The following is a 26,253-nucleotide window of genomic DNA, read 5'->3' on the forward strand; positions in this document are numbered from 1 at the left end:
CTATTCCGCCGCCTCGCGATAGGGCGCGCCTTTGCCATAGGGCACGTTCAGCCCACCATAGCGGCGCACGCGGATGTTGCATTGCTCGGCATGGCCCACGAAGCCCTCCAACATACACAGGCGCGAGCCGTATTCCCCCACCATGACGGCGGCCTCGTCGGTCATAACTTTCTGATAGCTGTGGGTCTTGAGAAACTTGCCCACCCAAAGCCCGCCGGTATAACGCCCGGCCTTCCTGGTGGGCAACGTGTGGTTGGTGCCGATCACCTTGTCGCCATTGGCCACGTTGGTGCGCGGCCCGAGGAAGAGCGCGCCGTAGCAGGTCATGTTGTCGAGGAACCAGTCGTCGCGGTCGGTCATGACCTGCACATGTTCCGACGCGATGTCATCGGCCACGGTCAGCATTTCGTCATAGCTGTCGCAAAGGATAACCTCGCCGTAGTCTTCCCAACTTTTGCGGGCGGTGTCCGCGGTGGGCAGGATGGTCAGCAGGCGGTTGATCTCGGACAGGGTCTGGTCGGCCAGCTTGCGCGAATTGGTGACCAGCACGGCGGGAGAGTTGTAGCCGTGTTCGGCCTGACCCAGAAGGTCCGTCGCGCACAGCTCGCCATCCACGGTGTCGTCGGCGATGACCATGGTCTCGGTCGGGCCTGCGAAAAGGTCGATGCCGACGCGGCCGAAAAGCTGGCGCTTGGCTTCTGCCACGAAGGCGTTGCCGGGGCCGACCAGCATGTGAACGGGCTCGATGGATTCGGTGCCGATGGCCATGGCGCCCACGGCCTGAATGCCGCCGAGCACATAGATTTCATGCGCCCCGCCCAGATGCATGGCGGCGATCACGGCGGGGTTGGGTTTGCCCTGCCATGGCGGCGTGCAGGCCACGATGCGCGGCACGCCCGCGACGGATGCCGTGGCCACCGACATATGCGCCGAGGCGACCATGGGAAACTTGCCGCCGGGCACGTAGCAGCCCACGGACTGCACGGGTATGTTCTTGTGCCCCAGGATGACGCCGGGCAGCGTTTCCACCTCGATATCGACCATCGAGGCGCGCTGCGCCTTGGCGAAGTTGACCACCTGTTCCTGTGCGAACTTGATGTCGGCCAGCTCCCGGTCGGTCAATTCGTCGATCAGCGCGTCGATTTCGCCTTGCGACAGCCGGTAGCTGGCGGGTGAATACTTGTCGAATTTTTCGCTGAGCGCGCGCACGGCCGCGTCGCCGCGGGTTTCGATATCGGCCAGCGTCGCCTCGACCACGGCGCGGGTTCTGGCGTCATCCTCGGCCCGTTCGGCTGCGGGTTTGCCACGTTTGAGATAGTTTATCGTCATGTTTTCAGTCCTCGGTTTCCCGCAGCCGCGGGTCAGTCTCTATCCTGCACATATCCCCGCGTCCGGCATGCCCCGGCGCGTCGGGGTGGGTGGGTGGGCGGCGTGCCGGGGCATGGCCGCCCGACCGCGTCATCCTTTCACCGCCCCCGCGGTCAGGCCGCTGACGATCTGGCGCTGGAAGATCATGACCAGCAGGAAGAGCGGCGCGGTGATCGACACGGCGGCGGCCACGGCCTCGACCTGATCGGTCGTCGTCGTCTCGCGGTTGAAATAGCTGGCGATGGCGGGAACCATGGTCTGGTTGGACTGGTCCAGCAGCAGCGAGGTCACCAGAAAGTCGTTATAGGCCAAGAGGAAGCTGAACAGGCCCGTGGTGATGACGCCCGGCCACATCACCGGCATGATGACCCAGCGGAACGCCTGAAAATGGGTGCAGCCATCGACGCGGGCGGCCTCGTCCAGATCATTGGGGATGTTCTGGAAGAAGCTGCGCAGCATCCAGATGGTGAAGGGCTGGTTGATCGACACAAGCACCGCGATCACCGCCCATGGCTGGCCGTAGAGCGTCGGCGCGGCGTCGCCCAGATAGGGGCGCAGGATCTCGGCCGAGTTCACGAAGACCGGCAGGTAGCCCGCGACCAGCACCGAATGGGGCAGTGCGCGAAAGACCAGCGCGAGAATCAGGATCCAGAATGCGAGGTTGGACCCCGACCGGGCCAGCGCAAACCCTGCCAGCGTGCCCACCGTCAGCGAGATGGTAACAACGCCGCCGGTCACGATCAGCGAGTTGATGAAGTTGTGGTAAAAGGCGTTCTCGATCCAGACGGATTGGTAATGGGCGGTCGTGAGGCCCAGAACCGGGTGGCCGAGCGGGCCAAGCAGCGGGTTCAGCACGCCCAACAGCGCGGGCAGGATCACGAAGAACACGACCACGAAGCTGAGCGCATAGCCCACCGATGCGATGACCCAGCCAAAGATCATCTGGCCGCCGGGCGAATAGCTGGACACCATGCGGGGCAGCCAGCGCATCGCCAGCCGAACCGTGCAGACCAGAACCAGCAGGCCAAGCGCGATGTCGAGCAGCGACAGCCCGTTGCCCGCCGCCCGCGTGGCGGGACCGAAGATCACGTCGAGCGGGTTGGCCGCGAAGGCATCGACAGGGGACTTGAAGCTCATCACGCCGATCCAGAAGATCGGGAAAGCGGCAAGCAGGCACCAGAAGGCGAGGAAACCGGCAAAGGTCAGGCGCAGACCGAGGGGCTGGCGCAGGGCGCGGGGCGTCGACATCAGTAGGAGCCTCCCTTGTGGTCACGCCATGTGCGGCGCAAGAGCGGAATGAGTAGAACGACGATCCCCACCATGGTCAGCATGGCCGAGGCCGAGGCGCGTCCGAAGGCGCGGTTTCCGGCATCGTCGGGTTGCAGGAAATCATAGGTCAGCCATTGCAGCGAAATCACGTGCGCCTGGCTGGTGAAGCCGACGATTTCCTCGAACACGCGGTAGGTGTCCATCAGGTGAATGAGCGCGATGAAGATGATCAGCGGCATCAGATGCGGGACGATCACGTAGCGCAGCCGGTCCCACCGGTTGGCGCCGTCGATGATGGCGCTTTCCAACGTGTCCTGATTCACGGTCTGCAGCCCGGCATAGAAGATGACGAAGGCAAAGGGCGCGACGTGCCAGACCCGGAAGAACAGCATCATCAACTCGATCGTCCAGGCCTGCGCGAACATGGCGATGTCGCGGTTCAGCCAATGTTCCAATGCCGTGGTCAGGATGCCGTCCCCGATGAAGAGCCAGCGGATCGAGAGAGCGCCGATCACCGGCGTGATGATGAACGGCAGCAGCGAGACGAAGATGACGGGACCGCGAATGGATTTGGCGGCGTTGTTGACGGCCAGCGCGATGGCCAGCCCCACCCCGATCACCAAGGGCAGGGTGACCAGCGTGAACATCAGCGTGAAACGCAGCGCCGACCAGAAGTTGATCTGCATCAGCGCGCCCCAGTCGAAGCTGGAAATCGCGGCCCATGCGGCCTCGGGGTTCAGGACCCGCTGATAGTTGAGCCATCCCACCCATTCGGTCGTGGTGACGATATGACCGTATTCATCCAGAGCCGGCCGCGTGACCATGGTCGTGGTGCAGGTCTGCGCCAGAAAGCCCGGCGTGCAGGTCTCTTCCTCGATCTGGTCCAGAACCGGTTGCGTCAACTGGAACGAGCCGACGAAGACCGACACCAGCGGGGCGGCGATAAACAGGAACATCAGGAAGACCGAAGGGCCGACAAAGGCCGCGAATGTCTTGAATTTCATGGGCCTGACTCCGAATGGGGTGGGCAGGTGGCGGGGCGCGCGCGCGGTCAGGACCGCACTGGATGCGCCCCGCCCGTCCGTGAGGACATGCGGGCGTGGATTACTCCAGCACGCCCGCTTCCTGTGCGGCGGTGGTGTAGGCGGCCTCGACTGCGGCCAGCGCCTCTTCGGCGGTGGCGCTGCCGGTGAAGAAGGCCGGCAGTTCATTGCCCAGCGCCGTGTGCATCAGGCCCATTTGCGAGGTCGACGGATAGGCCGGCGGTGCGGGCTGGGCCGAGGCGGTGGCGATGGCGCCCTGCGCCAAGCGGCCGGGCTGATAGCCCTCGACCAGCCAGATGGCGGCATCGTTATTGGCTTCGACCATGTCGCTGTCGAGACCCTCCATAGCCACGCGGAAGGCGGCCGCGGCCTCGTCATCCGTGATGTTGGCGGCGATCACGATGCCATCCCACCACAGGGTGGTCGCCGGGGCCGCGCCCGCGACGGCCATCGGGGCGGCGGCGGCATCGACCAGACCGACGACCTGGCTTTCGCCTTCGTCATCCATGGCGCTGCCGCGGCTCGCCCACAGGTTGGCCATGGCAATGCGGCCTTGCTGGAATTGCTGCTGCACATAGGTGGAGTCGGACACCAGGTATTCCGGGTCCATGTAGTCGGTCATCGCCATCATCATGGTCAGCGCGTTGACGCCGGCCTCGGAATTGACATTGGGGGTGCCGTCATCGTTGAGGAACGCCCCGCCATAGCCGAGGAACATGTTGATAAAGTCCTCTGCCAGGTTCCAGCCCGAGGCCATGGTCGCGCCGAGCGGATAATCGACGACGCCCGCGTCCTGAATAACCGCGGCGGCGTCAAGCACCTCGTCCCAAGTGGTGGGCACATCGAGCCCGAGGTCTGCGAAGATGTCCGAGCGATACATCAGGTGCTGCGTGTTCACCATCATGGCCACGGCCATGACCTGCCCGTTGATGCGGATCAGCTGGTTGGGGCTGAGGTTCTGGCCATACATTTCGACCAGGTCATCCAGCGGGCGGATGGTGCCCTGATTGAGCAGCGGAGTCACGGTGCCGTTGGATACGCCGCCGATCTGGTAGAGCGAGGGGTTCGCGGCAAAGGCCTGCGGCTGGACGGTGCGGAATTCCTGGTTAAGTTCCGGTTCGATATTGCCGCATTCCTGCCACGCGGCAGTGACGGCGTTCCATGCCTCGAACCCGGCGGTCAGCGACCGCAGCGGAACAGTGTTTTCAAAGGCACAATCGGCCATCGCCGTGCTGGCGACGGCAGACAAAGCGCCTGCGAGAAGAAGGGTCTTGAGTTTCATCGAATGTCTCCCTGTCGATGAGCGGGTGCAGCTTCGAAGGCCTGCACCCATTTGAGGTTCGGAGCCTTGTCAGCCCTCGAGTCTTGCCCCCGTTTCGTGATGGAACAGGTGGCAGATTTCAGCGGGGATCGAGAACGAGATCCGGTCCCCGATTTCAGCGCGGAAGTCCTTGTGCGCCTTGACAGACACCAGCGCGCCGCCTGCCCGTGCGGTCAGCATGGTGGCGTCGCCCAACAGTTCGATCGTGTAGACCGGCGCGGTGATCTGGCCCTCGGTGGTGCCATCGGCAACGCGGGCATCCTCGGCACGGAAGCCCAGTTGCACAGGGCCGTCGGGGCCGGACAGCCCCTCGATGCGCACGTTCTTGCCGGTGAAGACACCGCCCTCAAGCGCGCCTTGCATCAGGTTCATCGCCGGGCTGCCGATGAAACCCGCGACGAATGTGTTCGCGGGGCGGTCATAGATTTCGGTCGGGGTGCCCACCTGCTGGACCACGCCGCGTTCCATCACCACAACGCGGTCGGCCAGCGTCATCGCCTCGATCTGGTCGTGGGTGACGTAGACCGTGGTTACCTTGAGCTCGTGGCTGAGGTTCTTGATCTGCGCGCGGGTCGAGACCCGCAGCTTGGCGTCGAGGTTCGACAGCGGCTCGTCCATCAGGAATACGTTGGGTTCACGCACGATGGCGCGGGCAAGGGCCACGCGCTGACGTTGGCCGCCCGAAAGTTCCGCCGGTTTGCGGTGCAGGAATTCGGTCAGTTCCACCATCTCGGCTGCGCGCATCACCCGCGCGTCATGGGTGGCCGGATCGACCTTGCGCACCTTGAGCGGGAAGCGGATATTCTCGTAGACGTTCATATTGGGGTAGAGGCCGTAACTCTGGAACACCATCGCCACGTCCCGGTCCTTGGGGTCGAGGTCGTTGACAACGCGGTCGCCGACGATGATTTCGCCCTCTGTCGGGTCTTCCAGACCCGCGATCATGCGCATGGTCGTGGTCTTGCCGCAGCCCGACGGACCGAGAAGAACGAGGAATTCCTCGTCGGCGATGGTCAGGTCGAATTTGTCGACGCCGACGAAACTGCCCCATCTCTTGGAGATGTTGCGAAGCTGGATCTGAGCCATGGGCCTCCCCGTGCGCATGTATTGCATACGTTTGCAATAACGCTAGACAAGTCGGGGATGACTTGGCAAGAGTTTTTTGCAAACGTATTCAACGCGCCGCCCTTGCCCCGCCCGAAACCGAGAAAAACGAGGGCTTTGCCAGCGAAAAGGATGAGAGTATGAGCGACTTTCAAACGGAGAAAGACTTGGTTCGACGCTATTACGCGGCCCTCGATTCCGCCAAGGGCCGCGAATCTGCTGCGGTGCTGCATGAATACTGCGATGCGGCATTACTCTGGCGCGGGGTGCATCCGTTTCACGAAATGACCGGCCCTGATGACGTGGCCGCCAAATTCTGGGCCCCGCTCAAGGACGCTCTGTCCTCGATCCAGCGACGGATGGACATCTTCTTTGCCGGGCGGAACGAAATGGATGGCGGCGCGTCGGTCTGGGTCGCGTCGATGGGGCATCTGATGGGGCTGTTCGACCGGCCATGGCTGGGGATCGCGCCCACCGGGAAACTGGCGATGCTGCGCTATGCCGCGTTCCACCGGGTCGAGGGCGGACGGATCACCGAGACCGCGCTTTTCATCGACATCCCGCACCTGATGATGCAGGCCGGGCTGTCGCCCTTCCCGCCCCAAACCGCCGCGCATCTGGTGCAGCCGGGGCCGCTGACCCATGACGGGCTGCTGTTCGAGGCGCAGCCGGAGGACGAGGGCAGCCAGACGCTGGCTGCGATCAACGCCATGGTCACCGATCTTGGGCAATGGCAATCGGGCCTGCCGCTGGAAGAAGAACTGGCGCGGTCGTGGCATGACGACATGCTGTGGTGGGGACCGGCGGGGATTGGCGCGACCTATACCATCGCGCGTTATGCCAAGCAGCATTCGGCCCCGTTCCGCGCGGGCTTTGCCGATCGCAGCAAGACCAAGCACCTGTGCCGGATGGCAGAGGGGCATTTCGGCGGGTTCTTTGGCTGGCCCAATTTCACCGCGCGCGCCACCGGCGGCTTCATGGGGATGCCCGCCACCGGACAGGCGGGCGCATTCCGGGTGGTCGATATCTACCGCCGTGCGGGCGACAAGCTGGCCGAGAACTGGGTCTTCATCGACCTGCTGCATTTCTGGAACACGCAAGGGGTGGATGTGTTGGGCCGGATGGAGGCGATCGCGCCGCCCGCCCCCTGACCGGACGGCGCGCGCCGGGGGTGGGGGTATAAATGAGGATCGGCCGCGACCTTGGCCAAGATTCCTTTTGGCAATCCACCGAAAGGCCCCTTAATGGGGGAACCGATGATGACACCCCTGACTGACCCCCTGATCGGCATTGATGGCGGCGGCTCCGGCTGCCGCTTTGCGCTGGTGCGGGGCGGGCAGCGGGTCGAGGTTTCGGGCGGTCCGGCGAATGTCTCGACCGATTTCGAAGGGGCGATGGCAACGCTGGACGGCGGGATTCATGCCTTGGCAGACCGCGCTGGCCGGTCCGTCGCTGACCTTGCCACGGCGCGGATTTATGTCGCGCTGGCGGGCGTGGTCAGCGCCGATCTGGCCACCGAAGTTGCCCGAAGGCTGCCGTTCCCCCATATCGTCGTGGCCGATGACCGCATCGCCGCGACCACCGGGGCGCTTGGCGCGGCGGATGGCTGCGTGATCGGCATCGGCACCGGATCGTTCCTTGCCCGCAAGGTCGCGGGGCAGACGCGGTTGATCGGCGGATGGGGCTTGAACCTTGGGGACGACGCCTCGGGCGCGCATCTGGGGCGCGGCTTGTTGCAGCGGGCGGTGCTGGGCGTGGACGGGCTTGGCCCGACCTCGGAGCTGACGCTGGCGGTGCTGCAAGAGCTTGGCGGACCAGCGGGTGTCATTGGCTTCGCGGCCACGGCCACGCCCCGCGATTTTGCCAAGCTTGCGCCGCGCATTGTCGCGGCCGCGACCGCAGGCGACCGGGTTGCTCGGGGCCTGTTGTCGGATGGGGCGGCCTATATCGAGCGGGGCTTGCGGCGGCTTGGCTGGCAGCCGGGCGACGCCATTTGCCCGGTGGGTGGCCTTGCCGCATGTTACGGGGACGGTCTGCCCGACGAGATGGCGGACGCCCTGACCCCGCCCAAGGGCAGCGGCCTGGACGGGGCGCTGGCCCTTGCGGCCACCATCGCCCCCGGATGGCAACAGCCATGACCCCCGCGATGTGCCCTGCCCGCCTGCGATCCGCCAGAAAGGAACCGAACGCCCCATGACCAGCCCTCGCACCGCGTTTCAAGGCGCCGACATCTTTGACGGGCAGACCCGCCACAAGGACCACGCGCTGGTCATCGAAGCGGGCCGGGTGGCCGCTATGGTGGCGGTTGGTCAGCTTGATCCGGCCATACCGGTGCACCGCCTTTCGGGCGGGATGATCTGCCCCGGCTTCGTGGATGTGCAGGTGAATGGCGGTGGTGGCGTCATGCTGAATGACGCGCCCACGCTCCAGACCCTGACCCGCATCGCCGAGGCGCATGTCAGGCTGGGGGCGACCGCGATCCTGCCGACGCTGATCACCGACAGCCCGGCCAAGACCGCCGCCGCCATCGAGGCCGTGGCCCGCGCGATTGCTGCCGGGGTGCCGGGCGTGCGTGGCCTGCATCTGGAAGGCCCCCACATTGCCATGGCGCGCAAGGGGGCGCATGATCCCGCCTTCGTCCGCCCGATGACGCCAGAGGATGTGACAACCCTGTGCGATGCCGCGCGACGTCTGCCGGTTCTGATGGTGACGCTGGCCCCCGAGGTGGTGGGGCCAGAGCAGATCGGCGCGCTGACGGCGGCGGGCGCAGTCGTCTCGCTCGGGCACAGCGACGCCAGTTTCGACAAGGCGCGCGCCGCCGTCGGGGCAGGCGCGCGCTGTGTCACGCATCTGTTCAACGCCATGAGCCAGCTTGGCAGTCGTTCGCCGGGCCTTGTCGGGGCGGCGCTGGCCGAGGGGGGCTTGTCTGCCGGGCTGATCGCCGATGGCCATCACGTCCACCCCGAGACCCTGCGCCTGGCGCTGCGCGGCAAAGAGCCCCCCGGTCAGATCTTCCTTGTCAGCGATGCCATGGCGGTGGCCGGGACCGACGCCGAGCGCTTCGATCTTGGCGGACGCACGGTGCTGCGCCGCGACGGGCGCCTGACGCTCGAAGACGGCACGCTGGCGGGCGCGGACCTGAGCCTGCTGAGCGCCATTCGCAACCTGCTGCGCTGGCAGGCGGCAGGGGAAGAGACCGCGCTGGCCATGGCAACCGCGATCCCGGCCAAGGTCGCCGGGCTGAGCGACGGGAGCGGGACGTTGCGACCCGGCGCGCCAGCGGATTTCCTGCATGTCACCTTGGCGGGGGACGCGCCCGCCAAGGTCTGGCGTGGCGGCGTGCCGATCGGACCCTCCCGGCCTTTGCAAACCACCTGAAAAAGCGGCGGGCGGCCCCTGATGTGCCGCCTTTGCAGGCGACGGGCGGAGCGGCGCCGCCTGCGGTTTGACAAGGGCGGGCCGGGATCGAATCATGACCTCAATGCCCCGTGCCAAGTGGCCCCCGAGACTGAAAGCCGATCCAACGTGCCGCACCCATCGCTGACCTTCGAGACCCGTTTGCAGGAACTGGTGCGCCAGATCTATCCCGCGCAGGACGCAGGGGCGCTTGGGCAAGAGATTGCTGCCGCGTTCTGGCCCGAGGGCACGCATCGGCGCAAACGGGCGCGGCGGCCCGGTAATGGCCTGTGGTCGGAACGCGACGCGGTGCTGATCACCTATGGCGACACGTTTCAGGACGGACGCCACAAGCCGCTGGATTTGCTCTACCATTTTCTGCGGCGCCAGATGGCGGGCGTGGTGAACGGCGTGCATATCCTGCCCTTCTTTCCCTACACCTCGGATGATGGGTTCGCGGTGACGGACTACCGGCAGGTCAACCCGCAACTGGGCGGATGGGAGGACATCACCCGCATTGCGGACGCGTTTCACCTGATGTCCGATCTGGTGCTGAACCATGTCTCCAGCCAGAGCACATGGTTCAACCAGTACCGGCAGGGCAACGCGCCCTATGACCGGTTCTTTTACGAGGCCGGTCCCGATGACGATCTTTCAAGGGTGACGCGCCCGCGCACCACACCGCTTTTGCAAGAGGTCGAAACCCGGATGGGCCCCCGCCATGTCTGGTGCACCTTCAGCCATGACCAGATCGACCTCGATTTCTCGAACCCCGAGGTGCTGCTGGAAATCCTGCGCATCATGCGGCTGCATATCGACAAGGGCGTGCGCATCCTGCGGCTGGATGCGGTGGCCTTTCTGTGGAAGGAACTGGGCACCACCTGCATTCACCTGCCGCAAACCCACGCCATCGTGCAGGTGATGCGGCTCTTGTGCGATTTCTCGGTCGAGTCCGTGGTTCTGTTGACCGAAACCAACGTGCCCCGCAGCGAGAACCTGAGCTATTTCGGCAACCGCAACGAGGCGCACGCGATCTATAACTTTCCGCTGCCGCCCTTGATCCTGCACGCGATGCAATCGGGCACGGCGCGTTTTCTCAACCGCTGGCAGGCGGCGATGCCGCCCGCGCAACTGGGCTGTGCCTATCTCAACTTCACCGCCAGCCATGACGGCATAGGGATGCGCCCCGCCGAGGGGGTGTTGCCGCCCGAGGAAAAGGACAAGGTGATCGAAACCGTGCGCAAGGCGGGCGGGTTGGTGTCGATGCGCAGCACGCCAGACGGCGGCGAAGAACCCTACGAGCTGAACTGCACCTTCTTCGACGCGCTGCGCATGACCTTCGCGGGCGAGGCCGACCACCATATTCCGCGCTTCCTGTGTTCGCAGACCATCGTCATGTCGCTCGAAGGAATCCCCGCCTTCTACATCCATTCCCTGCTGGCCACCCCGAACGATCACGACGCGGTTGCCCATCGCGGCATGAACCGCGCCATCAACCGGCACCGCTGGCATTACCCCGACCTGCAAGCGCGGCTGACTGACCCCAGCTCGACCCAGGCGCGGGTGCTGGCCGGTCTGACCGAGCGGCTGAAACTGCGCGCGAAACAGCCCGCCTTTCACCCCAATGCCACGCAATTCACGCTGGCGCTGGATGAACGGCTGTTCGGTATCTGGCGGCAGAGCCTCGACCGGCACCAGTCGATTTTCGCCATCCACAATGTCAGCAACGAAACGGTCACGGTCAGCCCCACGGCGGTGAACCTGATCGACGGCGAGCCGTGGCTTGACCTGCTGACGGGGGAAGAGATCCTGCCGGTGGGGGCCGAGATCCCCTTCGCGCCCTACCAGTGCCGCTGGATATCAAACCGCGCCTGAGCGGGCGTAAGCTTGGCCGAACTCTTCTGCATCCGCCGCCGCGGCGGCACGCAGGTCTGACAGAAAGTCGATATCGGCGGAATGCACCCGGCTCCATGTCGGGATGAAGGGCGTCTCGTGCGGATTGTCCAGAAAGACCTGCCCGGCGCGCAGGATGTTCTCTGCGAAAAGCTCGATATTCTTTTCTTCGCTGTGCCGGTCGATGCTGAGGCCGTTCATCTTGGCATCTGTGTAATAGCCATCGAGCAGGTCCAACGCCGAGCGGTAGTAGGTGGCCTTGAGCGTGCGAAAGATGTTCTGGGTAAAAACCGTGCCATCGGCGGCGAGTTTGCGGAAGATCGCCTTGCAGATATCGGTCGACATCCGGCTCAGCCCCTTGGAGGCGTCCTCTGGCGACAACTCCTGATGCTTGTGATCGTAAGCATCCGAGATCTCCACCTGACAGACCGATTTCGGCGCGAGGTTGCGCCACGCTTCGGACAGCACCCCGATCTCCAGTCCCCAATCAGAGGGGATGCGCAATTCGGCCAGCACATGGGTGCGCATGGCAAATTCGCCCGACAGCGGGTAACGAAAGCTGCGCAGGTAATCGAGGTAGTCGCGGTCGCCGATGACGCGTTTGAGCGCGATCAGAAGTGGGCTGACCAACAGCCGCGTCACCCGCCCGTTCAGCTTGCCATCCCCGATGCGCGGGTAAAAGCCCTTGGCCATCTGGTAGGAAAAGGACGGGTTCACAACCGGGTAGACCAGCCGCGCCAGCATGTCGCGGTCATAGGTGACGATATCGCAATCGTGGATCGCCATCACGGCACTGTCGGCGCAGGCCAGCAGGTAGCCGATGCAGGTCCAGACGTTCTTGCCCTTGCCCGGTTCCTGCGGCGCAAGCCCCAGCTCGACCAGCCGCGCGCCAAGCGCCAGCATCCGGGGACTGTCGTTCCAGATCACCATATGATTTTGCGGCAGGCGGGCAAAATAGGCCTTCGCTTGGCGGAATTGATCCCCGGTTGCCTGATCGAGCCCGATGACAATCCGGTGCAGGTAAGGCACCTCGGCCAGTTCATCGAGGATGTTGGACAGGGCCGGTCCTTCCAACTCGGAATAAAGACAGGGCAATATCAGGGTGATCTTGCGCGTCGCGGCATAGGTCTTGAGTTCGAGCGTCAGATCGTCAAGCGGTCGCGTGCGCAGGTTGTGCAGGGTCGTGATGTTCCCGTTCTGGTGAAAATCAGCCATCGCCTTGGGGGTCTCCGATCAGGGTCAACTCTTGCAACAGGTCCAGCACCGCGCGGTTCCAACCTGCCGGTCCGGGCCGCGTCGTGCGGCGGATGCGCCCGGTCGCCTCGCCCGGCAAGGGGGGCACGCGCGGACCATGGGGGTTCTGCACGATCACGCCGTGATCGGCGGCTTGCAGCATTTCGACATCATTGGGGGCATCGCCCAGCGCAATGCTATGCAGCGGGCGGGTGCGGTCGATGACCTCTTGCATCCGCCCCGCCTTGGTTTGCCCAAGCGACAGGGTCAGGAACCGCCCGCCGCGGGTGGCGCCAAGCCCGGCCTGTTCGGCTGCATTCAGGAAATCCGGCAGGTCCGCCTCGGCCCCCGTCCATATTCCCGGCTCTGTAAAGCGGCGCTGTTTGGCCAGCCCGGCCACATCCGTCGACAATCCGGTCAACTCGGCGAGGTCGGCAACAGACAGGTCGGAAAAACCAACGAAGCCCGCAGGCAAGCCGGACAGCCGCGCGCGGACCGTTTGATGGGTGTTTGCGGGCAACTCGCCCCCCGTGCCCGGCGGCAAGACACCGCCCCCGTTTTCAACAATGGCAGGCCAATCCCCCAGCCCCAATCGGTCGCGCAGGGGGGCCATTTCGGCGGCGGTCTTGCTGCTGGCCAGCACAACGCCCGCCCCGATCCGGGCCAGGGCGGTCAGCGCCGGGCGGGCCGCGTCCCATCTATAGGAGCCATGGTCCAGCAACGTGCCGTCGAGATCGGTAAACACCAAAAGCGCGAGTGAGGGCGACATGGGGCGAGTATAGGCGGTGCGGCGCGATTGGCACGGGACGGCCCGACCTGGCCGCTATCGAAACGCCGAAAGGCGCTGAAAGATGGGCGAGGTGGTGATGAATTGGGCAGCAAAGGAACGCACGGCAGGCCTGAACATGCCCCACCGACGCTGATGGTCCCCGGTGCGCCCAAATCACGGGCAAGGTGCCGGTTTCCTGGGGCAGCGGCTGCCCCCCTCTGCCAAGGTGCGAAAGTCGACAATTCGTCCCGGGGCGCGGGCAGGAAAGGGATGGAATCGCAAGCCTGACCTGCTATCCAGACCGCATATTTCAAACGGGACGCATACGTCATGACCGACACCATCCTTGTCACCGGCGGCGCGGGCTATATCGGGGCACATGCCTGCAAGGCGTTGAAAGCGGCGGGGTTCACGCCCGTGACCTATGACAACCTGTCGACCGGCTGGCAGGATGCCGTGAAGTTCGGACCGTTCGAACAGGGCGACCTGCTGGATCGTGCGCGGCTGGACGAGGTTTTTGCCAAGCACAAACCCGCCGCCGTCATGCATTTCGCGGCACTGTCCCAAGTGGGCGAGTCGATGCAAGACCCCGGACGTTACTGGCGCGAAAACGTCATGGGCGCGCTCAACCTGATCGAAGCAACGGTTGCAGCGGACTGCCGCCATTTCGTGTTTTCATCGACCTGCGCCACCTATGGCGACAAGGACGAGGTGACGCTGACCGAGGATACCCCGCAGGAGCCGATCAACGCCTATGGCGGGTCCAAGCTGGCCATCGAGGGGATATTGCGCGATTTCTCGGCCCGGCACGATCTGGAGGCGGTGATCTTTCGCTATTTCAACGTGGCGGGGGCCGACCCCGAGGCCGAGGTGGGCGAGTTCCACCAGCCCGAAACGCACCTGATCCCGCTGATGCTGGACGCGATTGACGGCAAGCGCCCTGCCCTGACGATCTACGGCACCGACTACGCCACGCCGGACGGCACCTGCATCCGCGATTACGTGCACGTCATGGACCTTGTCGATGCGCATGTTCTGGGGCTGACATGGCTGCGCCAAGGCAAGGGCGGTCAGGTCTTCAACCTTGGCACAGGATCGGGCTTTTCGGTGCGCGAGGTGGTCGAGGCGAGCCGCTCTGTAACCAACCGCGAGGTGCCAATGACCGAGGGCGCGCGTCGCCCCGGCGATTGCACCAAGCTGGTCTCGGGCAGCGCCCGCGCGGCGGAGGATCTGGGCTGGAGTCCGAAACGATCCACCTTGTCCGAGATGATCGCCGATGCGTGGCGCTGGCATCAGGGGCCGGGCTTTACCCGCTGAACCGCGGCCCGGGCGCGGCGACGAAACAGCATGTCCTTGGCCGCCACCGTGGCCCCAAGGGTGATCAGCAGGCAGGCCCCCGCCACGGCCCAGGTGGCCGGGCTTTCCCCAAGCGCGATCAACAGCAGGGTGGACAGGAGCGGCGCAGAATAGCTCGCCGCGCCAAGCACCTGTATGTCGCCCCGCTTTACGCCGATATCCCAGACGAAAAATGCCAGCCCAACGGGACCAACCCCAAGGCCGATAACCGCCAGCCATTCGCCGGTGGTGGCGGGCCAGACGGTGTCTTCAAGCATCAGATGCGCGCCCGTTGCCAGCAGGGCGGTCACGAGGCAAAAGCCCGTGACGACATCCGTCGGCACCTCTGCAAAGCGGCGGGACAGAACCGAATAGGACGACCAGAACAGCGCGGCGAGCAGCGCGAGACTGTAGCCAAACGCGTAGTCTGGGTTGAGCGTCAACCCCTGCCCGCGCGTCACGATCAGCGCCGCCCCCGCAAAGCCCATCACCGCGCCCGCGACGTGATGCAACCGCAACCTTTCGCCCGGTGCCAGTGCAGAAAACAGCACGATCAGCAGCGGCCAGAGAAAGGCGATCAGGCTGGCATCCACGGTGGGCGCGTTACGCAGCGCGGTGAAATACAGCAGGTGATAGCCGAACAGACCGCCCACCCCGAGCGCCCAGACCTTCAGCGGCTGACGCAGCGCGCGCGGGCCTTGCGGGCGAACGATCCATGTCAGAATACCCGACAATCCGCCGATGCCGAAGCTCATGGCGGTCAGTTGAAACGGCGGCACCTGTCCGCTGGCCGCCGTGAAATAGGCAAGAAGCGCCCAGAGAAGGACGGCGACAAAGCCCACGGCGGTGGCCATATTGCGTGACATGGGCTGCCCCTTGCGATTGCCTGCCCTGCCCTAGCAAGGCCGCCCCGTGCGGGCAAGCACGCTCAGATCGGCGCGATCAACTGCTGGCCTTGGGCGCGGTTGGAATTGACCTGCGGGTCGACTCGGAACGCCTTGAACCGGGCCTTGGGCGCGGCGGTCATCAACAGGGCCGCGCCCTTGCCGTCCTCGCCCAGCCACTTTCCCCAGTCCTCGGGCGCAAGGCTGACGGGTTCGCGGTGGTGGATATGGGACAGCCCCGCCCCGGCAGGACAGGTGACGATGGCGAAGGTGGTCAGCCGATCCTCGCCCTGCCTCCAGTCTTGCCAGATCCCGGCCAGAACCAGCGGGCTGTCATCGGCGGGGTGGATGTACCACGGCAGGCGGTTGCCCGCCGCGTCCTTGGTCCATTCGTAGAACCCCGTCGCCGGGATCAGGCAGCGCCGGGTGCGGCAGGCCTCTCGGAAAGAGGGTTTTTCGGCGATGGTCTCGGCCCGGGCGTTGATGAGCAGCGGGCCATCCGTGGGGCTCTTGTACCACTTGGGCACAAAGCCCCATCGCATGGTCCGGTAATGGCGCGTCGCGTCATCGAACGTCACCACGCCAACGTCTTGCGTCGGGCAGATATTGAACCGGGGGGTCACCGGCAGGTCATTGGCCGGGGCGGCCCCGAAGAGCCGCGCCATGGCCTCGGCCGGATGGGTCATGGTCATGCGTCCGCACATGGGGCCAAGCCTACCCGGCCCCGGCGTGCGGGAAAAGCGCGATCAGGCCCCGTAAACGGCGCGCTGCGCGATCCGGCGCATGTTGCCGGAATCGATGTCGAGATCGAGCCGGGTGTCGAGCGGCAGCGCGCCAAGCTCGCGCAGGGTGCGGCGGTAGGCGGCGTATTTACGGGCTTCTGCGATCAGTCGGTTGGTCATGTCAGTCCCCTTTCCTTCGTCTGAGGGATACGTTGTTTCTGACCCCAATATGTTAGCGCCAACAAAATTCACAATTGCCGAAGCGATAAGCCCGCCCTGCAATTGCTGCATGGCAGCATCGGGGATGCCCCACCGGGGAAACGGCCACATCGGGGCCGCCGGATCACCAAAGGAAAGGGCCGGACGCTTTCACGCCCGGCCCTTCCGATCAAATGGAAACGCGGTTCACTGCGCCTGCATGACCCGGCCTTCGAGATGCGGCTCGTAGGGGCCATTCTCGGTCAGGTAATCGGCAACCACCTGCTCCAACCCCGGACCGTAGTCATAGGCGTTCATGCCATCATTGGCGAAGACCGAGTAGCCATCACCGCCTGCGCGCATGAAGTTGTTGCTCACCACACCGTAGGTGACCTCGGGGTCAATCGGAACGAAGCCATCGGCGGTCTCGATCTCGACCGAAACGATACGGCTGCCCGGCTCGGCTTCGGGATCCCACGTGTAGCGCATACCGGCAACCTGCGGGAAGCGGCCCGCACCTTCCTCGACCTGGCTCACACCGTTTTCCAGCGCTTCAATCACGCCCGCGCCAGTCAGCTGGAAGGTGGACAAGGTGTTCTGGAAGGGCAGCACGGTCAGGACTTCCCCCATCGTAATGTCGCCCGCGTCGATCGAGGCGCGCAGACCGCCGCCATTCGTGATGGCCACATCCATGCCCTGGGCGCGGGTGCGGTCGAGCATTGCGGTTGTCACCAGCACACCCATTTCGCATTCGCGGGCACGGCAGCTATCGCGATTGCCGTCAATCGATGCGGTCGAGGACGACACCACCACCGACATGGCTTCCTCGATCGGTGCCGCCAGTTCTTCCACACGCGCGGTCAGGGTGGCATCGGGTTGGAAGGATGCATCCAGCAGGATCGTATCCCCGCCCGCGTAGATCAGGTTGCCCGCATCATCCACGGTCAGTTCCAGATGGCCCAGATACTTGCCATAGGCATAGGCAGAGACCACCGGCACCATGGTGCCCTCGGGGTTCGACACCATCAGCGGATAGGCATAATCGCGATCTTCGTCGCTGGCCGAGAAGTAGGTGTTCGAATGGCCGCCGACCACGGCGTCGATCCCGGTGACCTGCGAGGCGATCATTTCGTCCTCGCCCTCTCCCACATGGGTCAACGCGATGATCACGTCGACACCCTGCGCAGTCAGGTCATCCACGTCCTGTTGCAGAGCCTCGATTTCGTTCTGGAAAAGCACGTTCGGACCGGGCGATGAAATTTCCATCGTGTCGGTCGTCAGGGCCGAAACCACGCCGACCTGGATACCCGCGATATCCAGCACGACACTATCGCTCACGCGGTCGCGCAGGGCGTCGGACATGGAGAGGTCGAGATTGCCCGAAATCACCGGGAAATCGACCTGCTCCAGAACCCGCCCGAGATTCTCGGGACCATCGTCGAATTCGTGATTGCCAAGCGCCATGACGTCGAGGCCGATGGCCTGCATCATCTCGGCTTCCACGTCGCCGTGGAATGTCGTGTACATCTGCGAGCCCTGGAAGATATCGCCCGCGACCATCACGGCAACGTTGTCAGGGCCATATTCGGCTTCCATCTGCTGGATCGCCGTCTGGATCCGCGCGATGCCGCCAAAGCATTCGCCCGCCGCGTCATCTTCTGCCGGACAGGTGCTGTCGTAGCGGTTGATCGGCTGGATACGGCTGTGAAAGTCGTTGAAATGCAGGATGTGGAAGGTCGTGTCGGCGGCAGCGGCCGATCCAAGACCGGCAAGAATTGCCGTCGAACACAGGATTCGCGCAAACATGTGAAAACTCCCTGTTGGTGTTTATCCCGCCAGATTGGCGGGGCCATCCGCGCAAGTAAAGCGTTTCGGTGACTGCCATGTGACACTTGACGCCGGGTCGCGGGCGGGCCACTCCACGCCCATGCTGATATTCAAGATATTCCGGCCCGAAGAATGGGCACAGTTGCAGGACCAAGGCCAGACGCACGGCGCGCCCATAGATCTGGCCGACGGGTTCGTGCATTTTTCGACCGCCGATCAGGCGGTGGAAACCGCGGCCAAGCATTTCGCGGGCGCCGAGGGGCTGGTGCTGCTGGCGCTGGACGCAGACACGCTTGGACCTGCGCTGAAATGGGAGGTCTCGCGCGGCGGCGCGCTCTTCCCGCATCTCTATGCGCCACTCCGGCTGTCCGATGTGCTTTGGTTCAAACCGCTGCCGCTGGTCGATGGCCGCCACCGGTTCCCTGACCTGGAGGACTGAGCGATGCTGGAACGGATGGGCCTTGCGGTGATGCGCCGGATCGACCCGGAAACCGCCCATGGGCTGGCGCTGAAGGCGCTGACCGCCGGGCTTGCGCCGCTGCCGGGGCAGATCACCTCGGACCGGCTGCGCACCACGCTGGCCGGTCTCGACCTGCCCAACCCGGTGGGCCTTGCCGCCGGGTTCGACAAGAACGCGACCGCGCTGGCCCCGCTGGCCCGCGCGGGTTTCGGGTTCGTCGAGGTCGGCGCCGCCACCCCCCGCCCGCAACCCGGCAACCCCAAGCCGCGCCTCTTTCGCCTGACCGAGGACCGCGCGGCGATCAACCGCTTCGGCTTCAACAATGACGGGATGCAGGCGATTGCCGCGCGGTTGGCCAAGCGCCCCGCCGGGGCCATCGTCGGCCTCAACCTCGGTGCCAACAAGGACAGCGAGGACCGCGCGGCGGATTTCGCCCGTGTCCTGACCTGCTGCGGCCCGCATGTGGATTTCGCAACCGTCAACGTCTCGTCGCCCAACACCGAGAACCTGCGCGACCTGCAGGGCAAGGCGGCGTTGGAGGCACTGTTGGCGGGCGTGATGGCCGCGCGGGCAGGTCTGCCGCGCGCGATCCCGGTCTTCCTGAAAATCGCGCCCGACCTTGACCGCGCCGAGATCGACGACATTGCCGAAGTGGCACTTTCCTCTGGCATTTCTGGCATCATCGCCACCAACACCACGAAATCCCGCGAGGGGCTGCGCAGCGCTCAACGGGACGAAATGGGCGGCCTGTCCGGCGCGCCGCTCTTCGAGATGAGCACGCGTGTTCTGGCGCAACTGTCCCAATTGACCGAGGGGCATGTGCCGCTGATCGGTGTGGGCGGCGTCGGTTCGGCGGAACAAGCCTACGCCAAGATCCGTGCAGGTGCGTCGGCGGTGCAGCTTTACACGGCGCTGGTCTATGGCGGGCTGTCGCTGGCGGGCGACATCGCGCGCGGGATGGACGCCCTGCTGGCCCGCGACGGCTTTGCCAGCGTGGCCGAGGCCGTCGGCACCGGGCGCGGCGACTGGCTTTGATCCGCAGCGCCCTGTCGACCAAAGAGCGTGCTACCCCGTCGCCCGCTCCAGCGCTGGATAGCGGACAGCCAGCGTGATCGCGCGCAGGGTGAAGAACACCATCAGCGCCGCCCATAGCCCGTGATTGCCGAAGGCAGGCAGGAACAGCGCCAGCGCCGCGACATAGCCCGCGAAGGCAAGGGCCATCATGTTGCGCATGTCCCGTGTCCGGGTCGCGCCGATGAAAACGCCATCCAGCATGAAGGACGGCGCGCCAAACAGCGGCGCTGCCACCGCCCATGGCAGGAACGCGCGCGCCGTCTCCCGCACGCCCTCGGCCGTGGTCATCAGGTCTATGATCCGCCCGCCCGCCAGCGCAAAGGCCGCCGACAGCGCAAGGGCAATGCCAGCGGCCCACCAACTGGCCATGACCGCCCCCTGCCGCAGCCCGCCCCGCGACCGGGCGCCGATGGCTTGGCCCACCAGCGTTTCCGCCGCCAAGGCGAACCCGTCGAGGGCAAAGGCGCTGATCTGAAGGAACTGCATCAGGATCTGGTTCGACGCCAGCGTCACATCCCCCAGCCCCGACCCCAACAGCATGAAGGTGGTGAAGCCGGTCGTCAGCAGGACCGAGCGGATCATGATGTCGGTATTGACCGAGGCCATGCGCAGCAGCTTTTCACGGTCGAACACCCGCGCCCAATCGCGCCAGTCCGGCACCCGGAACGCGCCACGACAAAGCCACAGGCCAAAGGCCAGCCCCGACCATTCCGCACAGACCGTCGCCGTGGCCACCCCGGCAACGCCCCAGTCGAGCCGGAGCACGAAGATCAGGTCGAGCAGGATGTTCAGCCCGTTCATCCAGACCTGAAGCGCCAGCAGGGACGCGGTGCGTTCGCGCGCGATCAGCCAGCCATTGATGCCGAAGATCGCGATGGCGGCGGGTGCCGACCAGATGCGAATGGCCATGTAGCCGCGCGCCAGCCCCTCGACCTCGTCCGAGGCGGGGGCGATGCGAAACGCGACCCCGAATATCACCGTTTGCAGCGCGATCAGAATGGCCCCGGCGGCCAGCCCGATCATCAGCACCCGTGTCAGCAGCGCCGCAACCTCGGCCCGATTGCCCGCCCCCATCGCCTGTGCCGTCAACCCGGTGGTGCCCATCCGCAGAAAGCCGAAGATCCAATAGACCATCGACAGCACCGAGGCCCCGACGGCCACCGCCCCAAGCGGCGCGGCCAACCCCATCTGCCCCACCACGGCGGTATCGACCGCGCCCAGAAGCGGCACGGTGATATTGGACAACAGAATGGGCAGCGCGATCCACAGCACGCGCCGATGCGTCAGCGCGACCGGGGCCGCCGGCGTTTCAGCCATTGGTGGCCACATCGCGTCGCGGCATCAGGAAATGTCCGGTGGCCTGCGCAAACAGCTTTTCGCGGTTGTCCTGCCATGCCTCGACATGGACGCTGGCATAGCGCCGCCCCGAGCGGTTGACCCGTGCCCGCGCATAGGCATCGCGCGGCAGGCCCGAGCGCAGGTAATCCACGGTGAAGTCGATTGTCTTGGGCAGGCGGGGCAAGGTTTCCGGCGTCAGGTTTTCGGCAGCAATCGTCCCGGTCTCGATCTCGTCCCACAGGATCTGCCAGCTCAGGCCGATGATGGCCGTCATTTCCAGAAAGGACGCGATCACCCCACCATGAATCGCGGGCAGGAACGGGTTTCCGATCAGCTTTTCGTCGTAGTGCAGCAGCGCCGTCAATTCGTCCCCGCGCCGGTCGAAAGTGACCCCCAGAAACCGGGCATACGGCACGCCCCCCACCAGCAGGTCCAGCGCCCGGTCGCGCCGTTCCTTGACCACCTGAACGGGTTCGGGGCGGGTGCGGCTCATGCCTTGGCCTCCTTGGGGCGTTCCACGGTAAAGGCACCGCTGGCGGTGGCGACGGGGCGGCCCTCGTCCTCGTCAAAGGCGCTGGCGCGCACGAAGCCGACCGAGCGGGTGATGTTGTAGCATTCCGCCCGTGCCACGATCCGCTGGCCCGGCGTTGCGGGTCGCATATAATCGATGCGCAGGTCGATGGTGGCGGTGCCCGCCGGGGCGCCCGGATGGCTCATCACCGCCGCGCCGCCGCAGGTATCCATCAGCGCCGAAACCGCGCCACCGTGAATCACCCCCGTGCTGGGGTCGCCCACCAACTCTTCCGACCATGGCATCGAGATAACGGCATAGCCGTCGCCGATATCGTCCAGCGACATGCCAAGCGCCTTGGAAAACGGAATGGCCTCGATGAACTGCTTGGCAATACGGGCCTTTTCCCCGGCTTCCAGACTCATCCGCCGCGCCTCCGATCATTTTTCCGGTCTCAACAGGCCCCAAGTGGGAACACGGTTTTGCATTCCCCGCAAGCCTGTTGCAAAATCCCGTTGCGGCAGACGGGGACCAAGGGACACCAGCAGCAAATGCAAGACGACAGGATCACGTTCAAGGAGATGTGCGCGAAATTCGAGGTCACGCCCCGAACCCTGCGCCATTATGAATATATCGAACTGCTCATGCCCGAACGTGACGGGCGCCAGCGGTTCTATGGTGCCCGCGAAATCGCCCGCATGACGCTGATCATGCGGGGGCGCCGGTTCGGGTTCAAACTGGAAGAACTGCGCCAGTGGCTGGAACTCTACGACGCCGACCCCACCCAGCGCCTGCAACGCAAGGTCTGGATGCAGATGGCCGACAAGCAACTGGACGAGCTGAAATCGCGCCGGGTGGAACTGGATGAAATCATCGACGAGCTTGAACGCCTGCGCGATGTCTGGGACGCGTCGGCAGAGCAGGACAGCCCCACCTGATCCGGCCCGCATGGCCGCGCGGCCCCGTTTCGCCAGCCTCTGACCCCGGCGAGATGCCGCTGACGCTTGGTCAATTTTTCAGGTGACGCGACGTTCCTTTTACGTTAACGTAAACGTATCTTGTAGAGTGGTCCCGTGAATCGCAAATCGGGACCAAGCATGACTTTTATGACAACAGGTGATCTCATGGACCCCGAAACCATGACCATCCGCGAAATGTGCGACGCCTTCGATGTCACACCGCGGACTCTGCGATTCTACGAAGCCAAGGAACTGCTCTTTCCGATGCGCGAGGGCCAGAAGCGGCTGTTCACACGCCGCGACCGGGCCCGTCTGAAACTGATCCTGCGCGGCAAGCGCTTCGGCTTCTCGCTCGAAGAAATCCGGCAGCTCCTTGAACTGTATTACGTTGGCGATCAGCAGGAAACACAGCTTAGCCGCACGCTCGAAGTTGCGCGCGCCCGGCTGGACGACCTCGAACGCCGGCGCGCTGAACTGGACGATGCCATAGACGAGATGAAATCTCAGATGGGCATGGTCGAGGATATGCTGACCGACATCGCAAGCGGCCAGCAATCCGCCTAGACACACGCCATTCTGCTCTTCGGGAGGACCAGATGCCGAGCTACACCGCCCCTACCAAAGATATGCAATTCATCCTGCACGACGTGCTGAAGGTGACCGACCAGCCGATCCCCGGCTATGACGAGTTGGAGCGCGACTTCACTGCCGCCATTCTGGAAGAATGCGGCAAGCTGAACGCCGAAGTGCTCGCCCCGCTCAACACCGTGGGCGACATCGAGGGCTGCGTTCTGGAAAACGGGGTCGTGCGCACGCCCAAGGGGTTCAAGGACGCCTTCGACCAGGTCCGCGACGGTGGCTGGCCGGGGCTGGACATGCCCGAAGAATTCGGCGGCCAGAACATGCCCTTCGTGATGGGCACCGCCACGCTGGAAATGTTCGCCGCCTCCAACCAGGCCTTCGCGATGTATCAGGGCCTGACCCACGGCGCCGCCTCGGCGATCCTTGCGCATGGCTCGGACGCGCAAAAGGCGACCTACCTGCCCAAGATGGTCAGCTGCGAATGGACCGGCACCATGAACCTGACCGAGGCGCATTGCGGCACCGACCTGGGCCTGATGCGCACCAAGGCAGACCCGCAGGACGACGGCAGCTATGCCATCACCGGGGAAAAGATCTTCATCTCGGCGGGCGAACATGATCTGGCCGACAACATCGTGCACCTCGTGCTGGCCAAGATCCCCGGCGGCCCCGAGGGCATCAAGGGCGTGTCCCTGTTCATCGTGCCGAAATTCCTTGTCAACGAGGATGGCAGCCTTGGCGCGCGCAACTCCCTTGCCTGCGGCAAGATCGAAGAGAAGATGGGTATTCACGGCAACGCCACCTGCGTCATGAATTACGACGGCGCCAAGGGCTGGCTGCTCGGCACCGAGCACAAGGGCATGCGCGCCATGTTCACCATGATGAACGAGGCCCGACTCGGCGTCGGGATGCAGGGTCTGGCGCAGGCCGATGCCGCCTACCAGAACGCGCTGGCCTATGCCAAGGACCGGCTCCAGGGCCGTGCCGTAACCGGAACCGAAAACCCCGATGGCCCCGCCGATCCGCTGATCGTCCACCCCGACATCCGCCGCAGCCTGATGGACCAGAAAAGCTTTACCGAGGGCGCGCGCGCCTTCCTGCTCTGGGGCGCGCTGCTGATCGACCAGGCCCATCGCAACGGCGATGCCGACGCCGACGGGCTGATTTCGCTGATGACGCCGGTCCTCAAGGGCTTCCTGACGGATCAGGGCTTTGACATGGCGGTACAGGCGCAGCAGGTCTATGGCGGCCACGGCTATATCGAGGAATGGGGCATGTCGCAGTTCGTCCGCGATGCCCGCATCGCGATGATCTACGAAGGCGCGAATGGCGTGCAGGCGCTGGACCTCGTCGGTCGCAAACTGGCGCAAGACGGCGGCAAGCACGTCATGGCCTTCTTCGAGATGGTCAAGACCTTCTGCAAGGAAAACGAGGGCGACGACATGTCCCCCTATGTCGGCCCGCTCAAACAGGCGTCCAAGGATCTTCAGGCCGCCGGCATGTTCTTCATGCAGGAAGGCATGAAAAACCCCAACGCCGCCCTCGCGGGATCGACGGATTTCATGCACTTGATGGGCCATGTCTGCCTGGCGCTGATGTGGGCCCGGATGGCCAAGGCCTCGCTCGCGGCCCTTGCGGATGGCACCGAGGATCCCGATTTCCACAAGACCAAGCTCACCACGGCGCGCTACTACATGACCCGCCAACTGCCGGCGACGGCGATGCATCTTGCCCGCATCCAGTCCGGCGCGGACTCGGTCATGGGGATCGCCGCCGAGCAGTTCTGAGAGGACCAGATGCCCAAACGACTCCGCCTCACCCGCCGCCCCACGCTTGCGATGTCCGAAGACGGCTACCGCAAGCTGCGGGGACTGGCCCGCGAGGCGGGGCTCGACGAGGGCGAATTCCTGTCCTTCCTGTTCGAGAACTGGAAAAGCGTGGTGGATGACGACAATTTCACCCACCGCATCCGCCTGTTCAATTCCGAACTGGAAGGGCGAAAACGGTAAACGCCTGGCGCAGGCGGAACGCGGAGGAGTGTTTTGAGTATTTGAACCAAGAAGAAGGAGAGTGACACTCTGCCAGTCCGCACAGCCCCGCATCGGAGGCCGAACCGGCCCTGCACGCAGAGGATCGGATACGCAGAGTGCCTTCTCCTTGGGCGGTCATCGGCTCTCCAGCCTGTACCGCACATCGGAAGCTAGGCGGTTAACCTTAACAATCCGTTATGAGCCTTCTTCTTGGTTGAAATACTCCACGGGGGGTGCGGGGGGTGTGAAATCCCCCGCCTGCGCGACATTGGCCAAGGAGGATGCCATATGACGATCAAGCTCTACTGTTTCGGCGAAAGCGGAAATGCCTACAAGGCCGCGCTGGCGCTGCAGCTTTCGGGGCTGGACTGGGAGCCGGTCTTTGTCGATTTCTTCGGCGGCGAAACACGCACGCCAGACTACCGCGCCACTGTCAACGAAATGGGCGAGGCGCCGGTGATGGTGGACGGGGACGTGACCCTGACCCAATCCGGCGCCATACAAGCCTATATCGCCGACAAGACAGGCAAATTCGGCGGCAGCGCGACGGACAAGTACGAAGTGCTTCGCTGGGTGCTGTGGGACAACCATAAACTGTCTTCGCAGGCGGGGATGACCCGCTTCCTGATGAACTTCCTGCCCGAGAAACACCGTGACCCGAATGTCATCGCCTTCATGCAGGGCCGCCTGAAATCCGCTTATGCGACGCTGAACGCCCATCTTGCGGGGCGTGACTGGATCGTGGGCGACGGAATCACCAATGCCGATCTCTCCTGTTGCGGCTATCTCTATTACCCCGAGCCCTTCGGCTTCGACCGGGCCGACTGGCCCCATATCGACGCCTGGCTGACCCGCCTTTCCCAAACACCGGGGTGGCAACACCCCTACGACCTGATGCCCGGCAGCCCCGCTGACCGCGCCTGAAGCGAAGAGGACG

The 26,253-nt window shown here is 64.6% G+C and carries 26 protein-coding genes; 12 read left to right on the forward strand and 14 right to left on the reverse strand.

Translation table 11 applies throughout. The features are described from left to right. From hisD to BKY27_RS08540, 5 genes are all read right to left on the reverse strand, one after another. Positions 1-1,329: a histidinol dehydrogenase gene (gene hisD / locus BKY27_RS08520; protein WP_071674043.1), complete on the reverse strand. Its 1,329-nt coding sequence runs from the start codon at positions 1,327-1,329 to the stop codon at positions 1-3. 129 nt (positions 1,330-1,458) lie between these two features. Beyond that, entirely contained in the window at positions 1,459-2,616 is a 1,158-nt protein-coding gene (locus tag BKY27_RS08525) for a carbohydrate ABC transporter permease (protein WP_071674044.1), read from the reverse strand. After that, positions 2,616-3,641, reverse strand: coding sequence for a carbohydrate ABC transporter permease (locus BKY27_RS08530; RefSeq protein WP_071674045.1), 1,026 nt, complete (start codon positions 3,639-3,641; stop codon positions 2,616-2,618). The genes BKY27_RS08525 and BKY27_RS08530 overlap by 1 nt, the downstream gene beginning before the upstream one ends. A 100-nt stretch (positions 3,642-3,741) precedes the next feature. Next, positions 3,742-4,962, reverse strand: coding sequence for an ABC transporter substrate-binding protein (locus BKY27_RS08535; RefSeq protein ID WP_071674046.1), 1,221 nt, complete (start codon positions 4,960-4,962; stop codon positions 3,742-3,744). Between the two features lie 69 nt (positions 4,963-5,031). Then, positions 5,032-6,087 (reverse strand): ABC transporter ATP-binding protein, encoded by a 1,056-nt coding sequence (locus tag BKY27_RS08540; RefSeq protein ID WP_071674047.1) that lies wholly within the window; start codon positions 6,085-6,087, stop codon positions 5,032-5,034. 158 nt (positions 6,088-6,245) lie between these two features. On the opposite strand from BKY27_RS08540, the gene BKY27_RS08545 reads away from it, so the two are divergent. The 4 genes from BKY27_RS08545 (at position 6,246) to BKY27_RS08560 (ending at position 11,376) form a co-directional block, all read left to right on the forward strand. Then, positions 6,246-7,256, forward strand: coding sequence for a nuclear transport factor 2 family protein (locus BKY27_RS08545; protein ID WP_071674048.1), 1,011 nt, complete (start codon positions 6,246-6,248; stop codon positions 7,254-7,256). Between the two features lie 105 nt (positions 7,257-7,361). After that, entirely contained in the window at positions 7,362-8,243 is an 882-nt protein-coding gene (locus tag BKY27_RS08550; protein ID WP_233491801.1) for a BadF/BadG/BcrA/BcrD ATPase family protein, read from the forward strand. 55 nt (positions 8,244-8,298) lie between these two features. Further along, entirely contained in the window at positions 8,299-9,483 is a 1,185-nt protein-coding gene (nagA, locus tag BKY27_RS08555) for an N-acetylglucosamine-6-phosphate deacetylase (RefSeq protein WP_071674049.1), read from the forward strand. A gap of 117 nt (positions 9,484-9,600) precedes the next feature. Next, positions 9,601-11,376 (forward strand): sugar phosphorylase, encoded by a 1,776-nt coding sequence (locus BKY27_RS08560; protein ID WP_233491802.1) that lies wholly within the window; start codon positions 9,601-9,603, stop codon positions 11,374-11,376. On the opposite strand, the gene BKY27_RS08565 is transcribed toward BKY27_RS08560, so the two are convergent. Continuing rightward, positions 11,362-12,609 (reverse strand): glycosyltransferase family protein, encoded by a 1,248-nt coding sequence (locus BKY27_RS08565; RefSeq protein WP_071674050.1) that lies wholly within the window; start codon positions 12,607-12,609, stop codon positions 11,362-11,364. The genes BKY27_RS08560 and BKY27_RS08565 overlap by 15 nt on opposite strands. Then, positions 12,602-13,396 carry an HAD-IIB family hydrolase gene (locus BKY27_RS08570; protein ID WP_071674051.1) on the reverse strand — a complete coding sequence of 265 codons (795 nt, stop codon included), beginning with the start codon at positions 13,394-13,396 and terminating at the stop codon, positions 12,602-12,604. The genes BKY27_RS08565 and BKY27_RS08570 overlap by 8 nt, the downstream gene beginning before the upstream one ends. 330 nt (positions 13,397-13,726) lie before the next feature. On the opposite strand from BKY27_RS08570, the gene galE reads away from it, so the two are divergent. Further along, positions 13,727-14,713: a UDP-glucose 4-epimerase GalE gene (gene galE / locus BKY27_RS08575; protein ID WP_071674052.1), complete on the forward strand. Its 987-nt coding sequence runs from the start codon at positions 13,727-13,729 to the stop codon at positions 14,711-14,713. On the opposite strand, the gene yddG is transcribed toward galE, so the two are convergent. The 4 genes from yddG to BKY27_RS08590 all read right to left on the reverse strand — a co-directional run bounded on the left by yddG (position 14,689) and on the right by BKY27_RS08590 (position 18,341). Continuing rightward, positions 14,689-15,597 carry an aromatic amino acid exporter YddG gene (gene yddG, locus BKY27_RS08580; RefSeq protein WP_071674053.1) on the reverse strand — a complete coding sequence of 303 codons (909 nt, stop codon included), beginning with the start codon at positions 15,595-15,597 and terminating at the stop codon, positions 14,689-14,691. The two genes, galE and yddG, sit on opposite strands and share 25 nt — an antisense overlap. Positions 15,598-15,659: 62 nt before the next feature. Continuing rightward, on the reverse strand, positions 15,660-16,319 hold the full coding sequence (locus BKY27_RS08585; protein WP_071674054.1) for an SOS response-associated peptidase: 660 nt from the start codon (positions 16,317-16,319) through the stop codon (positions 15,660-15,662). 42 nt (positions 16,320-16,361) lie between these two features. Next, a complete protein-coding gene (locus tag BKY27_RS20235; RefSeq protein ID WP_199559089.1) occupies positions 16,362-16,517 on the reverse strand; it encodes a hypothetical protein in 156 nt (51 codons plus the stop codon). Between the two features lie 225 nt (positions 16,518-16,742). After that, the gene (locus tag BKY27_RS08590) at positions 16,743-18,341 is read right to left on the reverse strand and encodes a bifunctional metallophosphatase/5'-nucleotidase (protein ID WP_071674055.1); all 1,599 of its coding nucleotides are present in this window, start codon (positions 18,339-18,341) and stop codon (positions 16,743-16,745) included. Positions 18,342-18,462: 121 nt separating this feature from the next. Between BKY27_RS08590 and BKY27_RS08595 the strand changes: the two genes are divergently transcribed. Both BKY27_RS08595 and BKY27_RS08600 read left to right on the forward strand, forming a co-directional pair. Beyond that, the gene (locus BKY27_RS08595) at positions 18,463-18,801 is read left to right on the forward strand and encodes a DUF952 domain-containing protein (RefSeq protein ID WP_071674056.1); all 339 of its coding nucleotides are present in this window, start codon (positions 18,463-18,465) and stop codon (positions 18,799-18,801) included. 3 nt (positions 18,802-18,804) lie between these two features. Continuing rightward, on the forward strand, positions 18,805-19,857 hold the full coding sequence (locus BKY27_RS08600) for a quinone-dependent dihydroorotate dehydrogenase (protein WP_071674057.1): 1,053 nt from the start codon (positions 18,805-18,807) through the stop codon (positions 19,855-19,857). A gap of 30 nt (positions 19,858-19,887) precedes the next feature. Here the strand turns inward: BKY27_RS08600 and BKY27_RS08605 are convergent, their stop codons facing one another. The 3 genes from BKY27_RS08605 to BKY27_RS08615 are packed head-to-tail and all read right to left on the reverse strand — an operon-like array spanning position 19,888 to position 22,170. Next, positions 19,888-21,213: an MATE family efflux transporter gene (locus BKY27_RS08605; RefSeq protein ID WP_071674058.1), complete on the reverse strand. Its 1,326-nt coding sequence runs from the start codon at positions 21,211-21,213 to the stop codon at positions 19,888-19,890. Next, entirely contained in the window at positions 21,206-21,727 is a 522-nt protein-coding gene (locus tag BKY27_RS08610) for a PaaI family thioesterase (protein ID WP_071674059.1), read from the reverse strand. Before BKY27_RS08610 ends, BKY27_RS08605 begins: the two co-directional genes overlap by 8 nt. After that, positions 21,724-22,170, reverse strand: a complete 447-nt coding sequence (locus BKY27_RS08615) for a PaaI family thioesterase (RefSeq protein WP_071674060.1) — start codon at positions 22,168-22,170, stop codon at positions 21,724-21,726. Before BKY27_RS08615 ends, BKY27_RS08610 begins: the two co-directional genes overlap by 4 nt. Positions 22,171-22,296: 126 nt before the next feature. Between BKY27_RS08615 and BKY27_RS08620 the strand changes: the two genes are divergently transcribed. The 5 genes from BKY27_RS08620 (at position 22,297) to BKY27_RS08640 (ending at position 26,240) form a co-directional block, all read left to right on the forward strand. Next, positions 22,297-22,683 (forward strand): MerR family transcriptional regulator, encoded by a 387-nt coding sequence (locus BKY27_RS08620; protein ID WP_071674061.1) that lies wholly within the window; start codon positions 22,297-22,299, stop codon positions 22,681-22,683. 186 nt (positions 22,684-22,869) lie between these two features. Then, a complete protein-coding gene (locus BKY27_RS08625) occupies positions 22,870-23,268 on the forward strand; it encodes a MerR family transcriptional regulator (RefSeq protein ID WP_199559090.1) in 399 nt (132 codons plus the stop codon). A gap of 32 nt (positions 23,269-23,300) precedes the next feature. Further along, positions 23,301-25,073 carry an acyl-CoA dehydrogenase C-terminal domain-containing protein gene (locus tag BKY27_RS08630; RefSeq protein WP_071674062.1) on the forward strand — a complete coding sequence of 591 codons (1,773 nt, stop codon included), beginning with the start codon at positions 23,301-23,303 and terminating at the stop codon, positions 25,071-25,073. 9 nt (positions 25,074-25,082) lie between these two features. Continuing rightward, positions 25,083-25,295 (forward strand): hypothetical protein, encoded by a 213-nt coding sequence (locus BKY27_RS08635; protein ID WP_071674063.1) that lies wholly within the window; start codon positions 25,083-25,085, stop codon positions 25,293-25,295. A gap of 309 nt (positions 25,296-25,604) precedes the next feature. Continuing rightward, on the forward strand, positions 25,605-26,240 hold the full coding sequence (locus BKY27_RS08640) for a glutathione S-transferase family protein (RefSeq protein ID WP_071674064.1): 636 nt from the start codon (positions 25,605-25,607) through the stop codon (positions 26,238-26,240). Positions 26,241-26,253 lie beyond the last annotated feature (13 nt).

Origin of the sequence: Nioella nitratireducens (genome assembly GCF_001879715.1) — a bacterium.
In the GTDB taxonomy this organism is placed as follows: Bacteria; Pseudomonadota; Alphaproteobacteria; order Rhodobacterales; family Rhodobacteraceae; genus Nioella; species Nioella nitratireducens.

Bases quoted from the DNA above. Each gene is read 5' to 3' on its own strand.
- hisD (WP_071674043.1), bottom strand. From the start codon at position 1,329: ATGACGATAAACTATCTCAAACGTGGCAAACCCGCAGCCGAACGGGCC.
- BKY27_RS08525 (WP_071674044.1), bottom strand. From the start codon at position 2,616: ATGTCGACGCCCCGCGCCCTGCGCCAGCCCCTCGGTCTGCGCCTGACC.
- BKY27_RS08530 (WP_071674045.1), bottom strand. From the start codon at position 3,641: ATGAAATTCAAGACATTCGCGGCCTTTGTCGGCCCTTCGGTCTTCCTG.
- BKY27_RS08535 (WP_071674046.1), bottom strand. From the start codon at position 4,962: ATGAAACTCAAGACCCTTCTTCTCGCAGGCGCTTTGTCTGCCGTCGCC.
- BKY27_RS08540 (WP_071674047.1), bottom strand. From the start codon at position 6,087: ATGGCTCAGATCCAGCTTCGCAACATCTCCAAGAGATGGGGCAGTTTC.
- BKY27_RS08545 (WP_071674048.1), top strand. From the start codon at position 6,246: ATGAGCGACTTTCAAACGGAGAAAGACTTGGTTCGACGCTATTACGCG.
- BKY27_RS08550 (WP_233491801.1), top strand. From the start codon at position 7,362: ATGATGACACCCCTGACTGACCCCCTGATCGGCATTGATGGCGGCGGC.
- nagA (WP_071674049.1), top strand. From the start codon at position 8,299: ATGACCAGCCCTCGCACCGCGTTTCAAGGCGCCGACATCTTTGACGGG.
- BKY27_RS08565 (WP_071674050.1), bottom strand. From the start codon at position 12,609: ATGGCTGATTTTCACCAGAACGGGAACATCACGACCCTGCACAACCTG.
- BKY27_RS08570 (WP_071674051.1), bottom strand. From the start codon at position 13,396: ATGTCGCCCTCACTCGCGCTTTTGGTGTTTACCGATCTCGACGGCACG.
- galE (WP_071674052.1), top strand. From the start codon at position 13,727: ATGACCGACACCATCCTTGTCACCGGCGGCGCGGGCTATATCGGGGCA.
- yddG (WP_071674053.1), bottom strand. From the start codon at position 15,597: ATGTCACGCAATATGGCCACCGCCGTGGGCTTTGTCGCCGTCCTTCTC.
- BKY27_RS08585 (WP_071674054.1), bottom strand. From the start codon at position 16,319: ATGTGCGGACGCATGACCATGACCCATCCGGCCGAGGCCATGGCGCGG.
- BKY27_RS20235 (WP_199559089.1), bottom strand. From the start codon at position 16,517: ATGACCAACCGACTGATCGCAGAAGCCCGTAAATACGCCGCCTACCGC.
- BKY27_RS08590 (WP_071674055.1), bottom strand. From the start codon at position 18,341: ATGTTTGCGCGAATCCTGTGTTCGACGGCAATTCTTGCCGGTCTTGGA.
- BKY27_RS08595 (WP_071674056.1), top strand. From the start codon at position 18,463: ATGCTGATATTCAAGATATTCCGGCCCGAAGAATGGGCACAGTTGCAG.
- BKY27_RS08600 (WP_071674057.1), top strand. From the start codon at position 18,805: ATGCTGGAACGGATGGGCCTTGCGGTGATGCGCCGGATCGACCCGGAA.
- BKY27_RS08605 (WP_071674058.1), bottom strand. From the start codon at position 21,213: ATGGCTGAAACGCCGGCGGCCCCGGTCGCGCTGACGCATCGGCGCGTG.
- BKY27_RS08610 (WP_071674059.1), bottom strand. From the start codon at position 21,727: ATGAGCCGCACCCGCCCCGAACCCGTTCAGGTGGTCAAGGAACGGCGC.
- BKY27_RS08615 (WP_071674060.1), bottom strand. From the start codon at position 22,170: ATGAGTCTGGAAGCCGGGGAAAAGGCCCGTATTGCCAAGCAGTTCATC.
- BKY27_RS08620 (WP_071674061.1), top strand. From the start codon at position 22,297: ATGCAAGACGACAGGATCACGTTCAAGGAGATGTGCGCGAAATTCGAG.
- BKY27_RS08625 (WP_199559090.1), top strand. From the start codon at position 22,870: ATGGACCCCGAAACCATGACCATCCGCGAAATGTGCGACGCCTTCGAT.
- BKY27_RS08630 (WP_071674062.1), top strand. From the start codon at position 23,301: ATGCCGAGCTACACCGCCCCTACCAAAGATATGCAATTCATCCTGCAC.
- BKY27_RS08635 (WP_071674063.1), top strand. From the start codon at position 25,083: ATGCCCAAACGACTCCGCCTCACCCGCCGCCCCACGCTTGCGATGTCC.
- BKY27_RS08640 (WP_071674064.1), top strand. From the start codon at position 25,605: ATGACGATCAAGCTCTACTGTTTCGGCGAAAGCGGAAATGCCTACAAG.